Source organism: Mesorhizobium sp. CA10 (genome assembly GCF_020165285.1).
GTDB lineage: Bacteria > Pseudomonadota > Alphaproteobacteria > Rhizobiales > Rhizobiaceae > Mesorhizobium.
Genome location: NZ_JAIUHV010000010.1, coordinates 125665 through 147326, shown reverse-complemented (window position 1 = coordinate 147326; position 21662 = coordinate 125665). Strand labels below are relative to the sequence as shown.

The 21662-nt window shown below is 57.9% G+C and carries 27 protein-coding genes; 17 read left to right on the top strand and 10 right to left on the bottom strand.

The genetic code is table 11. The annotated features are described in order from the left end of the window. Window positions 1–131: 131 nt before the first annotated feature. From LB535_RS20970 to LB535_RS20955, 4 genes are read left to right on the top strand one after another with little or no spacing between them, the layout of a single operon-like run. Window positions 132–1643: a type I restriction-modification system subunit M gene (locus tag LB535_RS20970; RefSeq protein ID WP_224633548.1), complete on the top strand. Its 1512-nt coding sequence runs from the start codon at window positions 132–134 to the stop codon at window positions 1641–1643. Window positions 1644–1660: 17 nt separating this feature from the next. After that, window positions 1661–2737, top strand: a complete 1077-nt coding sequence (locus LB535_RS20965; RefSeq protein ID WP_224633547.1) for a restriction endonuclease subunit S — start codon at window positions 1661–1663, stop codon at window positions 2735–2737. Then, the gene (locus LB535_RS20960; RefSeq protein WP_224633546.1) at window positions 2734–6036 is read left to right on the top strand and encodes a type I restriction endonuclease subunit R; all 3303 of its coding nucleotides are present in this window, start codon (window positions 2734–2736) and stop codon (window positions 6034–6036) included. Before LB535_RS20965 ends, LB535_RS20960 begins: the two co-directional genes overlap by 4 nt. Continuing rightward, window positions 6023–6766 carry a M48 family metallopeptidase gene (locus tag LB535_RS20955; protein WP_224633545.1) on the top strand — a complete coding sequence of 248 codons (744 nt, stop codon included), beginning with the start codon at window positions 6023–6025 and terminating at the stop codon, window positions 6764–6766. Before LB535_RS20960 ends, LB535_RS20955 begins: the two co-directional genes overlap by 14 nt. Here the strand turns inward: LB535_RS20955 and LB535_RS20950 are convergent. Beyond that, on the bottom strand, window positions 6750–7010 hold the full coding sequence (locus LB535_RS20950) for a helix-turn-helix domain-containing protein (RefSeq protein WP_224633544.1): 261 nt from the start codon (window positions 7008–7010) through the stop codon (window positions 6750–6752). The genes LB535_RS20955 and LB535_RS20950 overlap by 17 nt on opposite strands. Window positions 7011–7335: 325 nt before the next feature. Between LB535_RS20950 and LB535_RS20945 the strand changes: the two genes are divergently transcribed. The 7 genes from LB535_RS20945 to LB535_RS20915 all read left to right on the top strand — a co-directional run bounded on the left by LB535_RS20945 (window position 7336) and on the right by LB535_RS20915 (window position 10860). Next, on the top strand, window positions 7336–8076 hold the full coding sequence (locus tag LB535_RS20945) for a hypothetical protein (protein WP_224633543.1): 741 nt from the start codon (window positions 7336–7338) through the stop codon (window positions 8074–8076). A 497-nt stretch (window positions 8077–8573) separates the two neighbouring features. Then, a complete protein-coding gene (locus LB535_RS20940; protein WP_224633542.1) occupies window positions 8574–9164 on the top strand; it encodes a hypothetical protein in 591 nt (196 codons plus the stop codon). Window positions 9165–9175: 11 nt separating this feature from the next. Continuing rightward, the gene (locus tag LB535_RS20935; protein WP_224633541.1) at window positions 9176–9439 is read left to right on the top strand and encodes a hypothetical protein; all 264 of its coding nucleotides are present in this window, start codon (window positions 9176–9178) and stop codon (window positions 9437–9439) included. Window positions 9440–9448: 9 nt separating this feature from the next. Further along, on the top strand, window positions 9449–10141 hold the full coding sequence (locus tag LB535_RS20930) for an SOS response-associated peptidase (RefSeq protein WP_224633540.1): 693 nt from the start codon (window positions 9449–9451) through the stop codon (window positions 10139–10141). A gap of 14 nt (window positions 10142–10155) precedes the next feature. Next, window positions 10156–10314, top strand: a complete 159-nt coding sequence (locus LB535_RS20925; protein WP_224633539.1) for a hypothetical protein — start codon at window positions 10156–10158, stop codon at window positions 10312–10314. Window positions 10315–10408: 94 nt separating this feature from the next. Further along, a complete protein-coding gene (locus LB535_RS29000) occupies window positions 10409–10546 on the top strand; it encodes a hypothetical protein (protein ID WP_318012327.1) in 138 nt (45 codons plus the stop codon). Between the two features lie 68 nt (window positions 10547–10614). Next, a complete protein-coding gene (locus LB535_RS20915) occupies window positions 10615–10860 on the top strand; it encodes a hypothetical protein (protein ID WP_224633538.1) in 246 nt (81 codons plus the stop codon). A 52-nt stretch (window positions 10861–10912) separates the two neighbouring features. On the opposite strand, the gene LB535_RS20910 is transcribed toward LB535_RS20915, so the two are convergent. The 3 genes from LB535_RS20910 to LB535_RS20900 form a co-directional block, all read right to left on the bottom strand. Further along, window positions 10913–11065: a hypothetical protein gene (locus LB535_RS20910; protein ID WP_224633537.1), complete on the bottom strand. Its 153-nt coding sequence runs from the start codon at window positions 11063–11065 to the stop codon at window positions 10913–10915. 33 nt (window positions 11066–11098) lie between these two features. Continuing rightward, window positions 11099–11920, bottom strand: coding sequence for a Ku protein (locus tag LB535_RS20905; RefSeq protein WP_224633536.1), 822 nt, complete (start codon window positions 11918–11920; stop codon window positions 11099–11101). Window positions 11921–12029: 109 nt separating this feature from the next. Then, on the bottom strand, window positions 12030–12899 hold the full coding sequence (locus LB535_RS20900) for an RNA ligase family protein (RefSeq protein ID WP_224633535.1): 870 nt from the start codon (window positions 12897–12899) through the stop codon (window positions 12030–12032). Between the two features lie 169 nt (window positions 12900–13068). On the opposite strand from LB535_RS20900, the gene LB535_RS20895 reads away from it, so the two are divergent. Next, window positions 13069–13221: a DUF3606 domain-containing protein gene (locus LB535_RS20895; protein WP_224633534.1), complete on the top strand. Its 153-nt coding sequence runs from the start codon at window positions 13069–13071 to the stop codon at window positions 13219–13221. A gap of 52 nt (window positions 13222–13273) precedes the next feature. Further along, window positions 13274–13402 carry a hypothetical protein gene (locus LB535_RS28880; RefSeq protein ID WP_263490860.1) on the top strand — a complete coding sequence of 43 codons (129 nt, stop codon included), beginning with the start codon at window positions 13274–13276 and terminating at the stop codon, window positions 13400–13402. Window positions 13403–13580: 178 nt separating this feature from the next. On the opposite strand, the gene LB535_RS20890 is transcribed toward LB535_RS28880, so the two are convergent. Continuing rightward, window positions 13581–13784 (bottom strand): KTSC domain-containing protein, encoded by a 204-nt coding sequence (locus LB535_RS20890; protein ID WP_224633533.1) that lies wholly within the window; start codon window positions 13782–13784, stop codon window positions 13581–13583. On the opposite strand from LB535_RS20890, the gene LB535_RS20885 reads away from it, so the two are divergent. The 3 genes from LB535_RS20885 (at window position 13784) to LB535_RS20875 (ending at window position 15397) form a co-directional block, all read left to right on the top strand. Continuing rightward, window positions 13784–14050, top strand: a complete 267-nt coding sequence (locus LB535_RS20885) for a hypothetical protein (protein WP_224633532.1) — start codon at window positions 13784–13786, stop codon at window positions 14048–14050. The genes LB535_RS20890 and LB535_RS20885 overlap by 1 nt on opposite strands. Before the next feature lie 168 nt (window positions 14051–14218). After that, a complete protein-coding gene (locus LB535_RS20880; protein WP_224633531.1) occupies window positions 14219–15199 on the top strand; it encodes a hypothetical protein in 981 nt (326 codons plus the stop codon). A gap of 15 nt (window positions 15200–15214) precedes the next feature. Next, window positions 15215–15397, top strand: coding sequence for a hypothetical protein (locus LB535_RS20875; protein WP_224633530.1), 183 nt, complete (start codon window positions 15215–15217; stop codon window positions 15395–15397). Window positions 15398–16543: 1146 nt separating this feature from the next. Here the strand turns inward: LB535_RS20875 and LB535_RS20870 are convergent. The 4 genes from LB535_RS20870 to LB535_RS29100 are packed head-to-tail and all read right to left on the bottom strand — an operon-like array spanning window position 16544 to window position 19160. Continuing rightward, window positions 16544–17755 carry an AAA family ATPase gene (locus tag LB535_RS20870; protein ID WP_224633529.1) on the bottom strand — a complete coding sequence of 404 codons (1212 nt, stop codon included), beginning with the start codon at window positions 17753–17755 and terminating at the stop codon, window positions 16544–16546. Next, window positions 17752–18672 (bottom strand): toprim domain-containing protein, encoded by a 921-nt coding sequence (locus LB535_RS20865; RefSeq protein ID WP_224633528.1) that lies wholly within the window; start codon window positions 18670–18672, stop codon window positions 17752–17754. The genes LB535_RS20870 and LB535_RS20865 overlap by 4 nt, the downstream gene beginning before the upstream one ends. Before the next feature lie 3 nt (window positions 18673–18675). Then, the gene (locus tag LB535_RS20860) at window positions 18676–18882 is read right to left on the bottom strand and encodes a hypothetical protein (protein WP_224633527.1); all 207 of its coding nucleotides are present in this window, start codon (window positions 18880–18882) and stop codon (window positions 18676–18678) included. Then, window positions 18882–19160 carry a helix-turn-helix domain-containing protein gene (locus LB535_RS29100; protein ID WP_224633606.1) on the bottom strand — a complete coding sequence of 93 codons (279 nt, stop codon included), beginning with the start codon at window positions 19158–19160 and terminating at the stop codon, window positions 18882–18884. The genes LB535_RS20860 and LB535_RS29100 overlap by 1 nt, the downstream gene beginning before the upstream one ends. 595 nt (window positions 19161–19755) lie before the next feature. On the opposite strand from LB535_RS29100, the gene LB535_RS20850 reads away from it, so the two are divergent. Next, window positions 19756–20259: a hypothetical protein gene (locus tag LB535_RS20850; RefSeq protein ID WP_224633526.1), complete on the top strand. Its 504-nt coding sequence runs from the start codon at window positions 19756–19758 to the stop codon at window positions 20257–20259. Window positions 20260–20318: 59 nt separating this feature from the next. On the opposite strand, the gene LB535_RS20845 is transcribed toward LB535_RS20850, so the two are convergent. Next, a complete protein-coding gene (locus LB535_RS20845; protein ID WP_224633525.1) occupies window positions 20319–21497 on the bottom strand; it encodes a tyrosine-type recombinase/integrase in 1179 nt (392 codons plus the stop codon). Window positions 21498–21662 lie beyond the last annotated feature (165 nt).

Below are 21662 nucleotides of genomic sequence, written 5' to 3'. Positions count from 1 at the left end.
ACGCCCCCGATCATTCCATTGAGCTAGGAGTTCAGCCAACGGAATGATGCTGGCTGGCTCGTCAGCATACCGCATTGCCATTCCCGATCTGATCGAGTCTATTGCCGCGAAAAGCATTCAGGGGAGGCACCATGGCAGCGGGACGCGTAACGCAGGCGGAAATCAACAAGGCGGCTTGGGCGGCCTGCGACACCTTCAGGGGCACGGTCGACGCGTCAGTCTACAAGGACTACGTGCTCACCATGCTGTTCCTGAAATACATCTCAGATGTGTGGAAGGACCACTATGAGGCCTACCGCAAGGAGCACGGCGACCATCCCGACCTAATCGACGCGTTGATGAAGAACGAGCAGTTTGTGCTGCCCAGAGGCGCGAGCTTCTATGACCTTTTTGGCCACCGTCACAAAGCCGGCAATGGCGAGCGGATCGACAAGGCGCTTCATGCCATCGAAGAGGCGAACGGCAACAAGTTGCGCGATGTGTTCCAAGACATCTCCTTCAACGCCAACAAGCTCGGCGACGAGGAGCAGAAGAACGATATCTTGCGGCTGCTGCTTGAAGACTTCGCCAAGGACAGCCTCGACCTCAGGCCAAGCCGGGTCGGTAGCCTCGACATCATCGGTGGCGCTTACGAATATCTCATCTCGCGTTTCGCGGCATCCGCCGGCAAGAAGGCCGGTGAGTTCTATACGCCCGCCGAGGTCTCCACCTTGATGGCGCGGCTGGTTGAGCCCCAGGAAGGTGATGACATCTGCGATCCTACATGCGGCTCGGGCTCACTCCTGATGAAGTGCGGCAAAGAGATCACCCTGCGAACCGGTTCCAGGAAATACGCGCTTTACGGCCAAGAGGCGATCGGCTCAACCTGGGCGTTGGCCAAGATGAACATGTTTCTGCATGGCGAAACCAACCACCAGATCGAGTGGGGCGATACGATCGGCAATCCGAAGCTGCGAACGGCAGACGACAAGTTGCGTCATTTCGACGTCGTCGTCGCCAATCCACCCTTTAGCCTCGACAAATGGGGATCTGAAAAAGCCGCCACCGATCGCTTCGGCCGCTTCCGCCGTGGCCTCCCCCCGAAGACGAAAGGCGACTACGCCTTCATCCTGCACATGATCGAGACCATGAAGCCGAAAACAGGCCGCATGGCCGTTGTCGTTCCGCATGGTGTGCTCTTCCGGGGAGCTAGCGAGGGCGAAATCCGACGCAGGCTGATAGAGGAGAACCTTCTGGATACGGTCATCGGCCTCCCCGAAAAGCTGTTCTTCGGCACCGGCATCCCCGCTGCCATCTTGGTGTTCCGCAAGAAAAAGCCCGACGACACTGTGCTCTTCATTGACGCCAGCCGCGACTATGAGGAGGGCACCAACCAGAATCGTTTGGGCGAGGAGCAGTTGCTCAGGATTTTCGCCGCATTCGACGACCGTGCCTCGGTCGACAAATATGCATACCTGGCAACAGCTAAGCAGATCGCTGACAACGACTTTAACCTAAACATTCCGCGCTACGTCGACACTTACGAGAGCGAGGAGGAAGTAGACCTAGTGGCAGTGCGAGCAGAGCGCATGAAGCTGAAGCTCACAATGGCGGACCTTGAGAAAAAGATGGAAGGGTATCTGAGAGAATTGGGTCTCGCATGAAGGTCCTAGAACCAAGGTTGGGCGACTATTTTGTAAGCCGCCGAGAGCGCGGAGAGCTAGGTCTGCCTACGTTATCAGTGACCGTCGACCGGGGGCTAGTTTTGCGTGAAAGTCTAGAGCGCAGAACCGAGACCACGCTGGCCCCAGAACAGCATCTGCGTGTCTATCCTGGTGATATTCCGTATAACATGATGCGGATGTGGCAAGGGGCATCAGGTCTTGCAGATCGAGACGCAGTTGTTAGTCCGGCCTATGTTGTTTTGACTCCCGGAAAAAATGTCGATCCGCGTTTCGCGGCATACCTTTTTAAGCTGCCGGAGATGATTCATCGATTCTGGGCCTATTCATACGGCCTGACCGAAGATCGACTACGGCTCTATTTCAACGATTTTAAGCGTATCCCAAGAGCATTGCCTCCGCTGCCCGAACAGAAGAAGATTGCGGAAATCCTATCAACTTGGGATGCTGCGATTGCGACAGCCGAAAAGCTTGCGACCAACGCCAAGGCCCAGAAGCGTGCGCTCATGCAGCAATTGCTTACGGGCAAGCGGCGGCTGACGGGATTTGAAGGGCAAAAGTGGGCGCCCGCGAGGCTGGGAGACGCTTTGGATATCGCTTATGGGAAGTCGCCGAACGGAATCATCTCAGAGAATGGGAGTTATCCGATTGTCGGTACCGGCGGCGTGACCGGAAGAACGAACGAAAGAATTACGAAGAATCCTGTTATCGTTGTTGGCCGGAAGGGCACAATAGACAAACCATTCATGGTTGAAACCCCGTGCTGGCCCATTGATACTACATTCTATTGTCAGGCCAAAAAGGGTAGCGTGCTTCGGTGGGCATATTACATGCTTCAGACAATCGGCTTGAGGAAGTACAATGAGGCATCGGGCGTACCCAGTTTATCCCGGGATACCCTCAGAGCTATCCATGTCTGGTGTCCATCCGAACAGGAACAGTTGGCAATTGCGGATGTTCTCCTTGTTGCGGAGGATGCGGTCGGCCGCTTGGAGGCTAAGGTTGCACTACTGAAATCTGAAAAGCTTGGTCTCATGCAGCAACTGTTGACTGGCAGGCGGCGGGTGATGGTGTGAACGCCCTTGAACGCCCAACGACCGACGAGGAAACCCAGGCCAAAATTCCGGCGCTCGCTCTGCTGATCAAACTTGGCTGGTCCTATGTGTCGCCCGCCGTGTGTCTCGCCCTGCGTGGCAGCGAGCGAGCGGTGCTGCTGGAATCGATCCTCCGCGAGTATCTCTCCGCCTTCCGCTTTGCCTATCGCGGCGCGAGCCACGCGTTGTCTGCCGGCGGCGTTGCCCAGGTGATAAAGGCGCTCAACGATGCCGGCCTCAACGAAGGCTTGACGCCGGCAAACGAGCGGGCCTGGAAGCATCTCGCCCTCGGGATAACCGTCTCCGAGTTCATGCCGGACGGACACAAGCATTCCGTCACCGTACCGCTACTCGATTTCGCCGACCCAAGCACAAACCGCCTCCAGGTAACCGAGGAGCTTTCCGTTGAACGCGAGGGCGGCTTTGGTCGCTTCCGACCCGACATCGTTCTTTATGTCAACGGTGTGCCGCTCGCCATCATCGAGGCCAAGCGCCCGACCGGAAGTCATGCCGAAAAGCTGATGCTGGCCGAGGGCGTCTCGCAGCACCTCCGCAACCAGAAGCCGGACGGGATCCCAGCACTCTATGCCTATGCCCAGCTTCTTCTTTCCATCTCCGGGCAGGATGGCAAATACGCCACGACCGAGACTCCAGCCAAATTCTGGTCCATGTGGCGCGAGGAGGAAATTCCCGCCGCCGCGATCGACACGATCGTCAACGCCAAGCTGACACCGCAGCAGCATTCCGCGTTGTTCGCCGAGCGCCCGGCCCATGTCCGCACATTCTTCGACGGCCTCTGGTCGAAGCCTGTCGCCGCCACCGGCCAGGATCGGCTCATCGTCTCCCTTCTGCGACCCGATCGCCTGCTGGAGTTCGTCCGCTACTTCCTCCTCTTCGATCGCAAGCTCGGCAAGATCGCCGCCCGCTATCCCCAGGTGTTCGGCATCAAGTCGATGCTGGCGCGGATGGAAAAGCGCAACCGCGACGGCGGCCGCGAGGGCGGCGTCATCTGGCACACCACCGGCTCCGGCAAGTCCTTCACCATGGTCTTTCTGCTCAAGGCGCTGTTGATCCATCACGCCCTCGCCCGCTGCCGCATCATCGTCATCACCGATCGGGTCGACCTGGAGCGACAGCTATCGACCACCTTCATGGCGGGCGGCGCTTTCGGCTCTGCGCTAGCGACGAAGAAGGACGGGGAGAACGCCAAGGCCACCTCCGGTCGCGACCTAGCGCGGCGCATCGGCTCCGGTACGGAGCGCATCATGTTCACCCTGCTGCAAAAGTTCAATTCGGCGACACGCTTCAAGGAATGCCACAACGGTTCGCAAGACCTCATTGTGCTGGTCGACGAGGGGCACCGCAGCCATGGCGGCGAGAACCATGAGCGGATGCGCAAGGCCCTGCCCAACGCCGCCTTCATCGCCTTCACAGGTACGCCGCTTCTGAAGGACGACAAGACGCAGAACAAGTTCGGCCCGATCCTTCACGCCTACACCATGCAGCGGGCGGTGGAGGACGGGACGGTGACCCCGCTTCTCTATGAGGAGCGCCGTCCGGTGGTAGACGTGAATGCCGAGGCAATCGACAAATGGTTCGACAAGATCACCACCGGGCTCTCCGACAAGCAGCAGTCCGACCTCAAGAAGAAGTTCGCCACCCGTGGCAGCGTCTATCGCGCCGGCAACCGCATCGACCTCATCGCCTGGGACATCGCCAGGCATTTCTCGCAAAACTTCAAGGAGCTTGGCACTGGGCTCAAAGCGCAACTGGCGACCGATAGCAAACTCTCCGCCATCCGCTATCAGCAGGCGCTCGACGCCACGGGTCTCGTCACCAGCGCCGTCATCATCTCGCCGCCCGACACCCGCGAAGGCCATGAGGATACCGACGAGTCGAAGACCCCTGAGGTCCAGAAATGGTGGACGGCCAAGGTCGGCAACGACCCGGAAGGATATGAACGTCGGGTGATCGAGGATTTCGCCACGCCTGGCAAGCCAGACATCCTCATCGTCGTTGACAAGCTGCTGACCGGCTTCGACGAGCCGCGAAACGCGGTGCTCTACATCGACAAATACCTGAAGGAGCACAACCTGCTCCAGGCCATCGCGCGGGTGAACCGGCTGCACGAGGCCAAACAGTTCGGCTTCCTGATCGACTATCGCGGCATCCTGACGGAACTCGATACTTCGCTGAAGGACTACCAGGACCTCGCCCAGCGCACCCAGGGCGGCTACGACATCGAGGACATCGAAGGCACCTTCGCCAGCGTCTCGACCGAGTACAAGCGCCTGCCGGGCCTTCATGCTGCGTTGTGGGCGATCTTCGCCAGCGTCAGGAACAAGGGCGACCGCGAGCAGTTCCGCCTAGTGCTGACGCCGGATTCGGTTCTCGGCGAGGACGGCGTGAGCTATGACCGAAACCAGAAGGTGCGCGAGGATTTCTATGCGGCACTGACAGAGTTCGGCATGTGCCTGAAGCTGGCGCTTTCATCCCGCGCCTTCTTCGAGGATGGCTCCTTCAGCGAAGCGACGATCGCCGACTACAAGAAGGACCTGAAGTTCTTCACCGAACTGCGCATCCAGGCCAAGCAGGACGCCATGGAGACGGTCGACTTCTCGGCGTATGAGGAGCAGATACGCAAGCTGGTCGACAAGCAGGTCATTGGCGTCGAGATCAAAGAGTCTGAAGGCGTCATCGACCTCACCGGCTTGGCAGAGGGCAACCAGGCCGACTATGACGCGACCGGCTGGAGCGACGACAAGACCCGCGCCGAAACAGATGTCATCAAGACCCGGCTGACCAAGACCATCGAGCAGACGCTGGCCGATGACCCCTATGCCCAGGCGGTCTTCTCCGACCTGCTGCGCCAGGCGATCAAGGAGGCTGAAGCCCTCTTCGACCATCCCCACAAGCAATACATCCTGTTCAAGGACCTTGAGGAGAAGGCGAGGACGCGGGCCAATCCCCATGTCCCCGACCGCTTTCCGGACAATCCGTATGCACAGGCCTATTTCGGTCTCTTCCCGCTGGTCCTGGGTGAGGTCGCGGCAAGGAATTGCGGCGAGGACTGGCTTGTCGCCGAGGCCTTCCATATCGACGGGATTGTGAACAACGCCGTGGCGTCGTTCTCGATCAACCCGGCCAACATCGAGGCCGAAATTCGAAAACAACTCCTGCCGCGCTATTTCAAGGCGCTGGGAGGGTTGGACAAGGCGCAGGCGCTGGTAGACCGCGTCGTCGAAATCGTGCGACTGGGAGCCTCCCGTGGCACTCTCTGAGCGCAACCTGTCGACGCTGCGCTACGGTGACGAGAACATCGCCTACTCCGTGCGGGTCAACTCTGCCAGGCGCGAGCGCATTGCCATCCATGTTCATCCTGATGGAGCTGTCGAGGTTGAGGCGCCCGAGCACGCCAGTGAGGAGGCCATCCGCAAGGCCGTGATGAAACGCGCCCGCTGGGTTCTCCGGCATGTCACCGATGCCAGGAAACGCTTCAAGCATGTCCTGCCACGCCAATATGTCAGCGGCGAGCAGGCGCTGTACCTCGGCCGCCGCCACGTCCTGAAAATCATACAGGTCCCCAAGGCCGAGCGGTCCATCAAGCTGAAGCGCGGCCTGCTTGTCATAGCGACCGAAAACACCGACAAGGCCGCGCTCCGGGCTCGCTTGCGGGCCTGGTATCGCGTCAAGGCTCGGGACTATTTCGCCGGCCGCATCGAGGCAATCTCCAGGGCACTGCCCTGGGTCCAGGAGCCGCCGCCTTTCCGGTTGCTCGACATGAAGCGACAATGGGGAAGCTGTGCGACGCGCGGCTCGGTCACTCTCAATCCGTTCCTGGTCAAGGCTCCGCGCGAGGCCGTCGACTACGTGATCACGCACGAGCTTTGCCACCTCAGGGAGCACAATCACAGCCCAGAGTTTTTCCGACTTCTCACGCGCTCCATGCCGGGCTGGGAGGCCATCAAGTCGCGACTGGATCACAGCGCGGAAATCATACTGAACGATTGACATGCTCAGATGCGCTAGGACTAGGACCTTCGGCATCGTCTGGTCGCAAGAGTTCCATATGGCTGACACCAAGGACTTGCGCGAGTTCGTAGAGCGTCACGATTGTCGGGTTTCGCTGGCCACGCTCAAGGCCGCTGAGATATTGCTGGCTGAAGCCTGAACGTTCTTCGACCTGCTCCTGTGTGAGGCCCTTCTCCCGCCGTAGGCGGGCAAAGTTCTGGCCTACCAGCTTGCGCATATCCATGCGCTGAGGGATCGCAGTTTACAGATTTGGAGTTTATCAACTATAGTATGTAGGCCGCCTACCTCTCTGCAGGTTTTCGAGATCGCGGTTGCACCCCTTCTCTGCCGTCGACGAAAGACACGAACCGATGTTGAAGCGGCTTTGCAGACGACTATTGAACAGCCTAATGCTCGCGACCCTTGCTGTCCTTCTCGTCCAGATTTCGAGCATATGGCCCTCGAAAGCTGATCTGCTAATCTCCTGCTCGGACAACGGCGATGGAGCGAAGGAAGTCGCTCGCTTGGCGTCCCCTTACCAGTGCATGGCTTGCGTGGATGAGGACGCCATGAAGAGATTCATGCTTACGGCAGTCTATGGCGCCGATGGCTGCCCCCGACCTGCTGTGTTGGACGTGCATGTGCTTGGTCGCATAAATTATGGCGATGCATATTTCTTCCTGAAGAACGCAGATTTCGCGCAGAAGTCCGGGCATAGCTTTTTCAGAAGGCTCTTTCTGAACAGTGATGGTGGGCAAGTCGGTGCGGCGCTGAAAATAGGCGGCGCTGTCAATAGCGTCACGGACACAGCGATCGTCGAGGGGCACTGCTATAGCGCCTGCGTTCTGATTCTGATGGCGGCGAACAGGCGAGTCTACGTAGACGTGGACGTAGGTATCCATAGGATGTCTGTCGACCAGTTGCCGAGCGATGTGGTCATCAATACGGAAAATGTGAGCAGTTACTTTGCCAAAGAATACGACGAGATCGCTAGCTACGCAGAGAGAAATGGCGTGGACAAATCGATCGTCGAAGCGATGAAGTCGGTCCCATCAACCGAGATCAGGCAACTGAGCTACAGGCAGTTGAAGGATTTTGGCCTGGGGTACATCAACACCGCCTATGCCGAGGTGACCCGATATAAGATCTCGCGAAAATATGGCCATCATGGCGTCGCCCAATATGCAGACCTGCTCTCGAAATTCGAGACCTGTGTTGAGAATCTGGGAAACACTTGCTCGGGGAAAGCTCTAGCTCAGTACGACGAAGAAATCCGCGAACTGGAAAAGGCCGCTTCCGGGGCACCCTGACGCAGACTCACGAACAGTTATCGTGTCGCGCTTCCGAGCGAAGTGTCTTGTACGTAGCGTTAGTCCGTTCAGCCAAATTTACTCATCCCTCCAGATCACGCGCCGCTCCCATCGAATTTCCTTTAGACGCCGAAACCGGATACTCATAAGCTCCTGTCCGTAGGCATGGAAGAGTTCGGCGGACATCCACTCCCGCTTACCGCAGGCCTGACAGCGTACCTTTTCGCGCACCTGATCGATCGTGACATTCCCGATGACCTCGCGCAGCTCGACGGGTTTGTAGTGGCGTGTGATGTGACAATGGCCGCAGGAAATCCGCGCGATCTGCCCTGCCTCGTGGGCATGCATTAGCGTCCAAGCCTGACCTCGCGGCCACTTTTCAGGTTGTTCCGGCATCCTCTGAAATGAGGAACATATTCCTCTCTGGTCAAGAGCCTATTGACTCTGATGTTCCCATTTTGTTCACTAGGCTCCTGACAGCCACACGGAGGCCGGTCATGGACATCAAAATGGACGCTAGGGGCGCCACCCCTGAAGAAAAACAGCGCGGTATCGCCGCTGCAACAGCAGTGCTCGACCGCGCCGGCATGACAGCAGAAGACGCAGCCAGCGGCTCGTTCGCTGTCGAGCGATGGGACGATATGGGCTTTCCGCCGGACCAAGAGCCATCTGAAGACGAATATGCTGCGGCGGAGGTTTGGTGGGAGGCAAGCAATGCCGCCATTGAAGCTTGCTGCGAGGGCTGGTCGGATGAAAAACGCATACAGGTTCACGGCCTTAAGCTACTGCACGATCCCGAGACGGAGCTAGCTGACCGCGCGACCGCGCTGGCGCGAATGCGCCAGATCGTCCAAGCGGAGGATGGCCAAGGGGAGACTTGTGACAATCGGGTATTTATCCTCGCGCTCGCCGCCACTGCGGAGGTTCCGGATAGTTGGAAAGCACAGCAACTCGTCAGCGCTGTGACAGTTGCCTATTCGTCGCTGTCACTCGCACGCTTCCACACAGAAGAGCCTATCGAGCCGAAACGCCAGGCGGTGCTCGACGCGATCGATGCGCTTGAAGCGGGATCAGCGCCGCTCAACTGAAAGGCTGCCTGATGTCGACCCATGTCCTTCCAGAGCAGAAAAAGCCGAAGCTCATTGTCGTTGTCGCATTCGACCGCGGCGACGACGGCGAGCTGTTTCCCATGTACGGCCCGGCCGATCAGCAAAGTGAAGAGCGGGCGATCCGAATTGCGAAGACACTCGCTGGCAAGCACGCTGGCGTCATCGCGTGGAGTCGGGATGCCGATCCGGCGCTCGGGGACTACGGGCCGCCGAACACGCTGTTTGTGAGCGGCGATGTGCCTGACATGGAGTGATCAGCGGCAATGTGCGGACGCTACACCAGATATCTGCCATGGTCCGAAATCCACCGTCTCTATAGGTTGACGGCGCCGGCTGACATCGGTCGCAACGATGCGCCGCGCTACAACATCGCGCCCACCGACGAGGTGCCTTTCATCACCGCCGCAGATGACGGCAACCATAAGGTTCGCTCGGGCCGATGGTGGCTGGTGCCGTTCTGGGCAAAGGAAATGCCGAAGACGCCGATGTTCAATGCGCGTATGGAGACGGTCGACACCACCCCCGCCTTTCGAGATGCGTTCAAATCGAAGCGCTGCCTGATCCCTGCCGATGGCTTCTACGAATGGACCATCAGCCCCGCCGATCGCGGCAAGGACCCTTGGCACATCTTCCTGCCCGGCCACGCGCCCTTCTCCTTCGCCGGCCTTTGGGCTTACAACAAGGCGCTGGACATCACGAGCTGCACGATGGTCACCGAGCCGGCCGGTGAGCCGATGCGCCAGCTGCACGATCGACAGCCCGTGATCCTAGACCCCGACTATTACGATGCCTGGCTGAACGCCGAGACGCCGGTAGCCGATCTCAGGGAGCTGCTCTCGCATGACATCAATGGTCAACTCCAATTCAATCGCGTCGGCCGAGAGGTGAATTCGGCAGCGATCAACAAGCAGCCCAACGATCACTCCGGCCTTGTCGGACCCATCAATCCGCTATGAGCGACGCGATCAGAATGCCACGCCCGGAATACGCCACGCCGGCCGGCGTGCAGCATCACTTTTGTGAGCATGACGGCTGCGGCAAGGATGCGGGTTGGGGCTTCGCCAAGCCGAAGCAGGCGCCGCATTGGTTCTGCTATGAGCACCGCGCCGAAGGTGAGCAATTCCTTTAGGAGCATGACCAATGTCTCGTCATCAATTCGTGCATGAACTGGAAAGCACAGCGGACCATATCGCCGACGCTTCTCGGGCTGATTTGCAAGTGTGTTGCGGCGGGCCGCGCTGCTGCTCAGAAACGTGGGCGAAATCAGCCTTGATCCGCGCACCGACGAGGCGCTGACCGGCCTGGCGGCCGAGATGGGAACACCTAAGCCGGATCTGGTGGAAACGATCGTCGGCGAATAGCTCGTCGCCAACGCTTACCTGCCGGTGCCGCGACAGTTGGATGAAGAGAGCACAGTGGACGGCAACGGATGATCAGCGGACCGAAACGCGAAGGCGACTACCCCGACCGAGAGGTCGACTGTCAAGAAGCAATGGAGCCCGGTTTTCAGGCGGTCGTGGATTGCATGTTTGAAGCAGGATGGGCGCGCGGCGAAATCATGCGCTCCCTGCGGCGCCTGATCGCCGCCGATAACATGACGCAGAAGGAAAACGCGAAGGTGGAGGCAGAGCTTGCCATCGCCCGAGCGATGCTGCGGGCGGGGAAAGCGCTTTAATTGTCGCCCTTCGCGGTCGCGGTTTCGTCAAGCTCGGATTCCAGTCCATCGCTCACCGGCTTGGGCTCGGTGCCAATTGGCACGCCGTGTCGGCATGCTCGGCCCAATAGTCCGGCACAGTCCGTTCCTTGCCGTCCTTGCGCGCCTGCTGACCGTACATCCAGGCGTAACCAACTCGCTCCTGGTCCTTTTTCGCAACTGCCATTTGAAGCGCCCCTCTAAAGAAGCAAGGCCGCCATCATGCCGACTTGCGGGCCGGTTTGTCACCTTTGGCCTTGATGCCTTCCTTGGCCAGGCTCTTTTTCAGAACGGTCGCCAGATCGACCACGTTTTCCTTGGGCGGCGGCGTCGGCTTGGGCGGCTTCTTGCCCTTGCGCTTGGCATCGATCATGGCGATCAGCGCATCCTCATAGGTGTCTTCGAACTTAGATGGATCGAATTTCGTCACCTTCTTGTCGATCAGCAGTCCGGCGATCTCCAGAAGGTCCTTGTCGTATTTAGGGGTCTTCAGATCGTTGAAGACGCTGTTTTCCGAAATCATCTCGTTATGCGTGCGCAGCTCGGTCAGCAGCATTCCCTTGCCGAAGGGTTGGATCACGACCTCTCGACCCCGCTGATAAAGAACAACGCAGGATCGAGCGGCTACCCGCTTGTTCGCCATGGCTTCCCGAATCACATTGAATGCCTTGGCAGCGGCGCGGTCGGCCGGAATGACGTAATAGGGCTTTTCAAGATATCGTGTGTCGATGTCGTCGATCGCAACGAAGCTGTCCACTTCCAGCGTGTGGTGCGACGTCAGTTTGAGCTTCTTGATTTCGCTCGGTTCTATTTCGAGAAACTCGCCCTTCTCGGCCTCGTAGCCTTTGATCTGGTCTTCCGCGGGAACCACGTCGCCGGTCCCTTCGTCGACATAGGCGCTCTTGACGGGAAGTCCGTCCTCGCGGTTCAAGATCTTGAAATGGACCTTGCCGGTTTCGGTGGTGGCGCCGACCAGCTTGACGCCACAGGTTACCGATCCGACCTTGAGGAATCCCTTCCATACCGCGCGTGGTGCCGCCATTTGGTACTCATGATCTTTGGAACATCCTGACGGGGGAAACTTGGCCTCGCCACAATGGTTCCACGCTGTGGCATGAGATCCAGCTGCGGCGATCTGGTGAGCGAGGCGTTCACTCCTCCTCCCAGAAATCCTTAAGCATCGCGTGGCGAAGCTGCTCTTCGCCCTTCAAGAACCGGACTTTGCCCGATAGGCCCGGCTTGAGCCATTCAGCCTTTTCCTTTTTCAGGCCCTTGGGCGGCGGGGCGCCGACCCTGCCCTGCACCTGGTCCCACAGTCGCTGCCGCTTGTCCGCCTTGAAGGTTACGAAGGCGCCGCCCACGTAGCGGCCCTTGTCGGCCATCAGCACCATGGCCGGCTTGCCGCGCTCGCGCTGCACGCCAACGATCTCCATCACCTTCTCGTCGAAGCATTTGATCTTGCGCCACTGCATGGTCGAACCGGAGCGGTAGACGCTATCGAGGCGCTTCGAGACCATGCCCTCAAGGTTCGCCTCGCAAGCCAAATGGTAGACGGCATCGCCAGTGCCAGGCAGCGCTTCGGAGAACTGGACATGGCCGCCGGAGGGGATGAGCGCATGCAAGACCTCCCTGCGGTCCCTCAGCACCATGTCTCTTAGATCGTGGCCGTTGAGGTGCAAGAGGTCGAAGGCGACGAGATACAATTCTTGCGGGCGCCTGGTTATGGCTGATCGGAGCGCATGGAAGTTCGACAGGCCGGCTTCATTCGTGACGATCATCTCGCCCTCGATGATGAAGCTGTCAGCTTTCAGGCCTTCGGCTTCCTTGGCGATCGGCTTGTATTTGGCGGTCCAGTCGATGCCTGACTTTGTGAAAAGCCGGATGCCTTCATCGTCCTTGATGAGCTGCGTTCGATAGCCGTCGAATTTTACCTCGTGGCTCCATTCGTCACCCTTGGGCGGCTGCTCGACCAATTCCGGCTCCATCGGACGGATAAAGGACAGCCGGACCGGCTTACGCATGGCAACCCCGACGCATCACTCAAGTTCGATTCAATAGCGACGGGTCGTTTCAGTTCCGTTAGCGCTTGCTAATGGGAACATTCCGTTGCTGCCATTGTTCACAATGACAGGCCAGGAGAGCAGCGATGGCAGACGATAGGACCAACGGGATTTTCGTGATCGCGACAGAGTGTCGGCGGATGAGGATTACGAGGTCGAGTATTTCGCGAAACAGGTCGGGCTCACGACCCAGCAGGTCGGCGAGCTGATCCGCAAGCATGGAAACGACCGCAAAACGCTGGAGCGTGAGGCGAAGGCACTTGGCAAAAGGAGAGTTGTCTGAGTGGCCACCAGGCTGCGACGAAGCGCTCAGCTTGATCAGGATGGCCATCGAGATGACCTGTCCCGCCGGCGTGCTGCCAAGCCGAGAAATGGTGAATGGCCTTTACGGCCCCGAGCCGATCCATGAGGCCGAGGCGCTTGCCAAGGCCGTCATTGCTACAGTGCAGAAGCTCACCGCATGACAAAGCTCTCTGAGCTCGGCCCACAGCACCCGGTCACCGTGCATATTCCGCCCGGCGCCAAGAATGATTCTGATTTCTAGCGTTGCGAGACCTGCGGCCAAATGGTCGATCTCAAGGATATGCGACAGGTCATGTGGCACCAGTTGCAGGGCGATCATGACGCGCTTGAGATGGACGCCTAGTCTGGAATGCGACGATAGCGGAAGTGATTGCGGATGTGGTCATTGAAGTAGCGGCCTTTGACAAAGGCCGACCGGAACGCGGCGTAAGTTTCCGGCGGCACCTCCTCGAATTCATAGCGCTTGCTGCTGGCCACGAACCAGACGGAGAGAACTCTGGTCGCCGGATCGTATTCGGTTTTCCTGATCGAGGTGGACGGCATTGGCGCACCCGCTGGCTTGCTCATCGCAAACGGCCGGAGCGCGGCTTTTGTTTCAGGAGCACGAACTTAAAACGGCCGCCATGAAGACGATAGCGACCTACGATTCGGCCGCCGGCACCTTCACGCTGGAGAAGGTGTCTGGCGAGGAACATTCCCGATTGCCGACGTGGCTGAACTTCTATCGTCAGCAGATGGAGCGGTATCCAGCTGATGCAGCCAACTACGGGCACGATGTGGAAGCGCTTCAGCACTCGCAGAGTGCATAGACGCACATCTTAGGCTCCATTGAACGGCCGCCGAGCGAACTGGAATACAAATATGGTCCCTCGCGATTTGATCTGACAGTATTGTTGACCTACTTGCGTAGTTGACCCCTATTTACCGCAATGAAAGTTACTGCTAATTTAGGAGATCTTTTTTTGGCGGGGGAATAGATGATAAAAGCGCTCCTCATCATGCTGCCAGTTGCAGCACTCGGAACGTTAGGTAAATGCGGTTTCCAATCCTATCAGCCACCGCCGAAGCCTTGCGATGACCCGCTTAAATGCATATCGATTTCCCTAGTTACTGACAATAAATGCCAGTACCCGTTTGCCTGGAGTACAGGAAATATGTACAAGGCAACAAATTTGAACCCGACAAAGACGATTATTTTCACGTACAATGAGAGGGGCGATCACATCAACTCTACGCTCCCCCCGGAAAAAGTAGCTAAAGACCGACGCGTTCTTCCGGGAATCAGCAATGCGATTGAACTCGGCTGCAAAACCACCGGCAGCGAAGCGGAACACTACGTCATTTGGTCTTATACAAAGGCAGCAGCGTGCTTCGAAAGTGGAAACTGTGTCGTGAGCAAGCCGACGCCAGGCAATCCGCCACCGAAGGTGCGATCTGCGTCATGCGAGCAAGAATGCAGTAGAGGCGGCGACTTTTGCTTGGACGCGTCATTGGATACTTCCAATCCTGACCAGGCTCAACTTAAAAGCGGCTTGTCTAAATTTTCGAATGAGATGCTAACCACTGCGCCTCCTTCCCAGATTGATATTTCGGGGATTGCTGGCGCGATCACAAATATTTCAGGTCGGCAGTGCACGCATGGACCGTTCATGATTGACGATAAATTCAACACTCGATCGGGCGGAAGTGAGTGTGACCTCGGTGTTAAAATTGGCACACCAGATGTTGCTGGAGTTGTTCTCCATCTGCCTTCAACGCTCGAAGGTAGGATGGGAAAACTCGCCGGAAAATTTCAAATTGCTTACCCGGACATTCCGACAGCTGCCACGCTATCTATTTATGATACACAGCCGACTCCAAACGAATACGGCGACGTAATTCGAAAAATTACCGGAACTGGCAATTCTATAATGCTCGAAACCGACCAGACCTACTGTGTTCGCTTCGATCTCGGGTGAGGACGGAGGTGCTTAATGGGTAAAAGAGCCGCTGCCAAGGAACAGGCGATTAGCAAGAAGCGCCTCCTCAAAACACTATTGGAGTTTATACCAGAGGACGACATCCAGATTTCCACCAACGTGGAACCCGCCAGCCTGGTTAAGTTTCGGGTCCGTGTGTCATTGTCGCTGGCTGCTGAGTATACCTTTGAAATTTAGCAATAACCCGCCAACTCTCGGCTGGCGGATTCAGGTTAGCTAGCCGAACGCGCCTGTTATTTCGAAGCTCGCCCCAAGGATTCGTGCAACCTTGATTCAGTTGCCTACGCCTTTAACAGAGCGCAGCTGTTGCGCGGTCCGCTCCTGGATAACCCTTGTTTAGTGGCGAACGTGTCGGCCGCGTGGAATTTTGTAGCCGGATGTCTTGCTGCGCCTTAGTGCCTTTTTCGCCTGCGTCTTTGATAGTCCCACATTTTCCAGAGCACGCCGGAGGTGGCGCCGCGCTGGTCGAGTTACTAAGGACGAAACCCGCCGACCGACGACAGCGACGTGCCGCCTTCATGAGCGTCCCGGTTGCCCTCAACGAAACGAAGTTGGCGCGTGCCGTGGGGACAATTAGACGTCTTTGATTAACCAATTGATTTTTTTCAACTTTTTTATTGAGTTTCCGATTCCGAAAATTAAACTCAGAACCCTCAGATCGCCCCAAGATCGGGCGCCAGTCTTTCGACCGACATCTGGGAGGCGCGTTGGCCGGACCGATGCTGCACGTTTGACAGCAGTCGAAAAACTGGGCGACGCTATCGCAGCAACAAGGGGGCGAGATATACAACCAGTGCGGCCGCGCCGTACGCCACGGCCAATGTGGCGGCAACACATGCGCCGACGACCATGACCCGAGCGATCAAACCAGCCAGTCGCCATTGAAACGCTTCGTCCCGGGTCAATGGAAGTTTGATCCGGGTGGATAGAACAGCTCTTCTTGGTTGGCCTTCTTCGGACGCCCAATGCCCTATCTATATGGGAATGGGAAAGAATGATCGGCGCGGCTTGTCATCGTCCATCTGCGTCATCCACGGAAGCCATTCGTGCCGGGTCAAGAAGCGTGAACCATAGCACAAATTGGAGCCCTAGTAGGTCAGAATCGAACTTGTCCAGCAAGTTCTTGCCGATCTTGAGCGCATCCAGGACGAGAATGCTACCGCATTGTTAGGCGGACGCTTTTGCCAGATCGACGCTTGAAACGAAGATAACCTCGACATCGGCGCCGATGAAGCTTATCGGTTGAGGTTGATCATTTACATTGGACATATTCCCTGCAAGGGAGATTTCACCTCGCCCGGACATCGGTCGGACCGGACACCCCTAAAGGGGTGTGTCCTGTCCGTCCGTCTGTCCGGTGATCGAGGCCCGGCCGGGAGAAGGACCAGTGATCGCCGAAGTGACGATTTCTGACGAGCCGACAATTAAGATGCTCTTTCCCTCTGACCGGATCTTCCCGATATCCTTGAGTCTTTGAAGATCCCGCGCGAACCTCTTGCGTTTCGCGTCCTCCGAGTTTGCGTCGGCATAAAGGCTGGTGTGGGCCCGGTCCTTCAACGTGGCGAGATCGAGCACAATCTCGTCACCCTGCGCGGCTGCGCGATATTTGTCAGTGTTGGGCGCAAGGTCGATGGCGAGTTTCAAGAGCGCGGTCGCTGTTCCCTGCAAATTGCTCGATTTGTCGTTCCGGAGAGCAGTCCCTTGCTGAAGAATAGGCACACAGGTGTTGATGATCTTACCGCCATCGCAAGGGATAGCTTGTTCCGCCAAGTTGAAATAGATCTTCTTGCCGGTGGCGCCATCGCGCTGCTTGACAACTTCCATCACCCTCTGGCCAGATTGGTCCGTAACGAGCAGACTGGTGTCCATGCCCGCAACTAGGACGTTGTTGCCCCTAGGCTCGCGCGAATTCCCTTTCGGGACATGATGCACGAGGCCAACAGCGGCCCCCGTCTTATCGGTGATGCGCCGCAGATGGCTCATAACGGTTGACATCGTCGCCTGGTTGTTCTCGTCGGCACCGGGAATAGCGCTGCTCAACGTGTCGATGACGATCAACTTACAAGAAATCGTCTGGTCTCGCTGAAGCCTGTTGACCTCTGCGATTAGGTCATCGACATAGGCGTCTTCCAGGAGTTTGAAATCGCCGCCTTGCAGGTGGAGAGCATTCAACATGCTCGTGCCCGAGTGTACGGCTTTCCAGCCAGCCGTGCGCATAAGAATGCCATCACGACCCTCGCTGGCGACGTAGACAGCGAGACCCTCGTCGGTCGCACACCCCATCCAAGGGATTCCGCCACTGACCGACAAGACGAGATCAAGGGCAGCGAACGACTTGCCAGCTTGCGGAGCCCCGTAGATCAGGAAGGTGGTCTTCTCATAGATGAGATCTTGCACGACATACGGGCGGTGCAACAGCTTGACCGGCGCGTCAAACGGCACCAGCCGGATACGGCCATGACGTTCTGTATCTCGATCCGGGAGCGGATTGCGTTCGAACGGGGGAATGGCCTCAGGCTTAGGGATCGCGCTCATCCGCCATACTCCGCCACGGCCATGACGACATCGTTCCAATCCCTTCCGGGATCGGGAGGGAGCGCGATACGGACCAAGTGCCCCGCATCCCTCCAGCGATCCGCCATTGACATAGCGGCGTTGCGCCCTGCCTGGTCATTGTCGCCCCAGATAACGAGTTCACCGAATTTGACGGAAGGGAGCAACCGCTTCAGGTTGTCGGCCCCTAGGGCAGCCCATACCGGGCCATGCCCTTCGGCGATCACCGTCATCGCTGTTTCGATACCCTCAGCCACACCCAGCCGGCCACCGACCTCCACGGCCCGCGACAGGCGCACAACGCCGCCACTCTTACGGTGGCCAGACAGACTAGATTTCGCGCCAACCATCTCCGCTTTTCTACCTGTCTGGGGGTCGAGCCGGACAAAGGCAAGCGTCATCGGCTCGCCAGTTTCGAAGTTAGTGACACGTGCGACAAGGGCGGGGGGACGGATGTCGCCCGGCAAGAACCGAATGTCCGAAGCGTTCGGCACAAAGCAGCTGCGGCTCCTCAGGTAAGTCTCTCCCAGAGTGCCCGCCAGCGGCACCGAACTATTCCAGATCGCCTGGGCCTTCTCTGACCAGACCTGCGGCGGAACGTTCGAAGCAACCGGCCTGACGATCGCAATGGGCGCCGGCGCGCCGACGAAACAACGCAACCAGTTCAGAGCACGGGGCCTGTCGAGCCCTTCGATGAACCGGACAAGATCGATGATGTCGCCGCCTTGTCCTGCCTCGAAATCGAAAAAGTGTCCGGCGCGAGAGCCACCTATCTTTACGCTCAGGCTGCCCTTGTTGCCCCAACGCATTTCGTTCCGAGAGCGGTAGTTTGGCGCGCCGAGGAGCTTGATGGCAATTGCCTCGACATGTGCAAGGAAGGGATCGGAAAGTGTGCCCATGATCTACGCTCTCCGGCCCCGGGACAGGTACGCGAGTCCGTCCTCAATGCCGCACTTGCGCCAAGCGGCCCGTTTCGGGCTGATTTTCACGTAGCCGGGATTGCAGGCGACCCAGCAGCGCCCCTGGTTGCCGCCCTCGGGCAGTAATCCGGAAAAGAGCGTAGGAAGGGCATTGAGAGCAGCGGCGTTGATGGGATCGACGTCGATCATCAGCGGCTCCTATACCCAGAGGACGACCGCGCTCGACCGGCAACGGGCGAAGTGCAGGGATCGCTCTCGTCTTTCCGGTCCACGCCTTTCTGCCGTACGGCGCCGATGGGCAGGGACTGGAGCCACTGGTCCGCAACATGAGAGAGGATCAGAGTGCGCCTGCCGGCCTTCCTGAATTCGAGGTTCCCCCGCGCAACTTCCTTATAGATGAAGGAGCGGCTAACGCCGTAAATGCGGGAAAATTCTTTTATGGTATAGGCGTTCCGCCAATTTTCCATGGAATGCATGGATCACTCCAGAACTGAGCAGCAGTGAGTTCTTCCGAACAATTGGCCGATCCTCCAAAGCGGGGGTCGCCATTCATGTTTGTCCGGAGTTAAGAGGCCAAGTCCGAAAATTCCCTATGAAATTTTCTACTTTGGCCAGGCATCTGGACGACCACGTGGTCAGCCAGGAGGGAAAGGTTCAATCTTCATTGAGAATCAAACCTGTCCAACAATAGACTATCAGGTATATTGACGGATTGCAAAGTCACCAAAAAGGGAAAGCTGGCGCCGACAAGCAGTAGGTCGATCCGTTATTATCTAAGGACCGATAATCTCATTTAGTCAGAAGACTATCTGCTGTTTTTCGGCGCTCACACGCAGAGTCGACAAAGCCGGCCCCTGCCTGTAAGGGCACAGCGCTTCTCGTTACATCGACAAGACGACAACCCGTGCGGTTCCATAACCTATGCGATGGCAAGAGCGGCTTAGGCAGGCGGACAATCTGACCGCTGCCCTGGGAGGAGGCCTTTGATCCAAGTATCGCTTGACGGTGGCTTGCGCTTGAGCGCAGCTTCGCAGCCAACAGTCGGTGCGAGGAGAGCGAAACATGCCGGGGCAGGCCTTAGACAGACCCGCACCGTATCGGGAAGCGCTTTTGGCTCCGGTGGTGTCGCAACAATTGTTCCAGACGAGAGCTACCCTTCTCGCTGCCGGCCTCGCTTTGTTAACGGCTACTGGGGCATCGGGTGCCGAGTTGCAGAGAAGCTGCATAGAGCCGCCTGCGACTGTCATCAAGATCGCCGGCGTCGGCACGAAACACGCACGCGCGACGGCAAAATTCACGGAGCCGGATATCGTCAATGCATGCCACGAAGGATACGTGAATCAGGGTGGCTACGCCTCGCCTGAAGAATGCATTCGCGACACGAAAGCGAGCCTTCTGGGCCACGCCATTGATGCGGAAGCAAACTGCAGTAGAGGCACGATCAAGTTGGGGCAGATGTCCTTCAGGATGCCCGTTGAAAACAACTGTGCCTCTGGGGGCATTTTTGCTGCGTCAGCCTTCACGATGCTCTGCCCTCGATATCGAGGCCGGATAGTGAGTGATTAAACAAGCACGGGCTTGTTGCAGACTCGGTAATTAGCCAACCAGCAATGTTCAAATGCGCCTTAGTGGGCAATACCGCGCTTGTTCAAAAATTCTGCCCAGGCCGTCATCAATTTACGGCGTCTCTCCACGGCATCGGCCCGCCGATATGCTCGCTCGGTGGCATCACCTACTCGATGAGCCAGCGCAGCCTCCGCTATCTCACGCGGAAAGCCCGTTTCGTCACCCGCCCAATCTCGAAATGCGGACCGGAACCCATGTACAGTGTAGGCGTCAACCTTCATACGCCTCATGAGCATTTCCATCGCCGATGACGACAGAGGACAATCTGTCCGCTGACCAGGGAAGACGTACTTCTTAGACACCCGGCTTTCATGCAGTGATTTGACGATGGCCAACGCCCGTGCCGAGAGGGGAACCCGGTGCTCCGCAGCAGCCTTCATCCGCCCGGCCGGAATGATCCACATGCCTTTATCGAGATCAAACTCGGACCATTCGGCACCATAGACTTCACCAGAGCGGGCTGCGGTCAGAATGAGAAATTCCAGTGCCCTTGCCGCCATGGCTTCGGCATTGCGAAGACGCTTCAGGAAAGCCGGCACTTCGACATAAGGCATGGCCGCATGATGCCCCCTAGAAAGCTTTTGGCGGGCCGGGAGGACGTTCTTGAGATGACCCCGCCACAAGGCAGGGTTTTCGCCTGTGCGCCATCCCTTGGCCTTGGCATAGTCAAGGACCCGCTCAATTCGGCCACGAAGCCGGGATGCCGTCTCCGGTTTGGTGCTCCAGATCGGCAGAAGGACTTCCAGCACCTCGTCCGTGCCGACTTCCGAAACTTTTTTCGAGCGAATGGTCCCGCAGTACTCAGTCAACGTCATCCGCCATTGAGCGCGGTGCTTATCGTTCCGCCAAGACGGCTCCATCGAAGCGAGAAGCTTGTCGGCGCATTCGCCGAAACTCGGTTCCGCTTCCTTCGCCTTCTCGGCAATCGGATCGCGGCCTTCCGCGACCGCAGCCCGGTATTCGCCAGCTCTTTTTCGGGCGCTGGCCAGCGTAATAGCCGGATATGCACCAAAACCCATTTCCCGCCGTTTGCCGTTCCTGACCCACATGAAGAGCCAGGATTTCGAACCCGACGGCGAGACGTTGAGGTAGAGCCCGCCACCGTCGCTGTGGCGGCCATGCTTGAGCGAGTCTGACTTAGCTTTGGCGTCAGAGAGCTTTTGAAGAGTACGGGCCATTGCTTCCCCAATTCCTTCCCCATTTTCGAGTGGGGATAACGGGGAACAATGGTAGATAGTAGAAGCCGATATGTAAAGAAAAATCACCTATTTTCAATAGGTTGAAGGACGGTAGAGTGCAATCGTGGATGATAGTTTGGCGGACTCCCTCTCCGCCATACTGCT

Coding starts and splice junctions, on each gene's coding strand:
- LB535_RS20915 (WP_224633538.1), top strand. CDS start 10,615: ATGATCAGCGGACCGAAACGCGAAGGCGACTACCCCGACCGAGAGGTC.
- LB535_RS29100 (WP_224633606.1), bottom strand. CDS start 19,160: ATGGAAAATTGGCGGAACGCCTATACCATAAAAGAATTTTCCCGCATT.
- LB535_RS20905 (WP_224633536.1), bottom strand. CDS start 11,920: ATGGCGGCACCACGCGCGGTATGGAAGGGATTCCTCAAGGTCGGATCG.
- LB535_RS20875 (WP_224633530.1), top strand. CDS start 15,215: ATGGGTAAAAGAGCCGCTGCCAAGGAACAGGCGATTAGCAAGAAGCGC.
- LB535_RS20850 (WP_224633526.1), top strand. CDS start 19,756: ATGCCGGGGCAGGCCTTAGACAGACCCGCACCGTATCGGGAAGCGCTT.
- LB535_RS20870 (WP_224633529.1), bottom strand. CDS start 17,755: ATGAGCGCGATCCCTAAGCCTGAGGCCATTCCCCCGTTCGAACGCAAT.
- LB535_RS20845 (WP_224633525.1), bottom strand. CDS start 21,497: ATGGCCCGTACTCTTCAAAAGCTCTCTGACGCCAAAGCTAAGTCAGAC.
- LB535_RS20950 (WP_224633544.1), bottom strand. CDS start 7,010: ATGGATATGCGCAAGCTGGTAGGCCAGAACTTTGCCCGCCTACGGCGG.
- LB535_RS20860 (WP_224633527.1), bottom strand. CDS start 18,882: ATGATCGACGTCGATCCCATCAACGCCGCTGCTCTCAATGCCCTTCCT.
- LB535_RS20970 (WP_224633548.1), top strand. CDS start 132: ATGGCAGCGGGACGCGTAACGCAGGCGGAAATCAACAAGGCGGCTTGG.
- LB535_RS20880 (WP_224633531.1), top strand. CDS start 14,219: ATGATAAAAGCGCTCCTCATCATGCTGCCAGTTGCAGCACTCGGAACG.
- LB535_RS28880 (WP_263490860.1), top strand. CDS start 13,274: ATGACCTGTCCCGCCGGCGTGCTGCCAAGCCGAGAAATGGTGAATGGC.
- LB535_RS20865 (WP_224633528.1), bottom strand. CDS start 18,672: ATGGGCACACTTTCCGATCCCTTCCTTGCACATGTCGAGGCAATTGCC.
- LB535_RS20900 (WP_224633535.1), bottom strand. CDS start 12,899: ATGCGTAAGCCGGTCCGGCTGTCCTTTATCCGTCCGATGGAGCCGGAA.
- LB535_RS20925 (WP_224633539.1), top strand. CDS start 10,156: ATGCCACGCCCGGAATACGCCACGCCGGCCGGCGTGCAGCATCACTTT.
- LB535_RS20935 (WP_224633541.1), top strand. CDS start 9,176: ATGTCGACCCATGTCCTTCCAGAGCAGAAAAAGCCGAAGCTCATTGTC.
- LB535_RS20890 (WP_224633533.1), bottom strand. CDS start 13,784: ATGCCGTCCACCTCGATCAGGAAAACCGAATACGATCCGGCGACCAGA.
- LB535_RS20945 (WP_224633543.1), top strand. CDS start 7,336: ATGAAGAGATTCATGCTTACGGCAGTCTATGGCGCCGATGGCTGCCCC.
- LB535_RS20930 (WP_224633540.1), top strand. CDS start 9,449: ATGTGCGGACGCTACACCAGATATCTGCCATGGTCCGAAATCCACCGT.
- LB535_RS20910 (WP_224633537.1), bottom strand. CDS start 11,065: ATGGCAGTTGCGAAAAAGGACCAGGAGCGAGTTGGTTACGCCTGGATG.
- LB535_RS20940 (WP_224633542.1), top strand. CDS start 8,574: ATGGACATCAAAATGGACGCTAGGGGCGCCACCCCTGAAGAAAAACAG.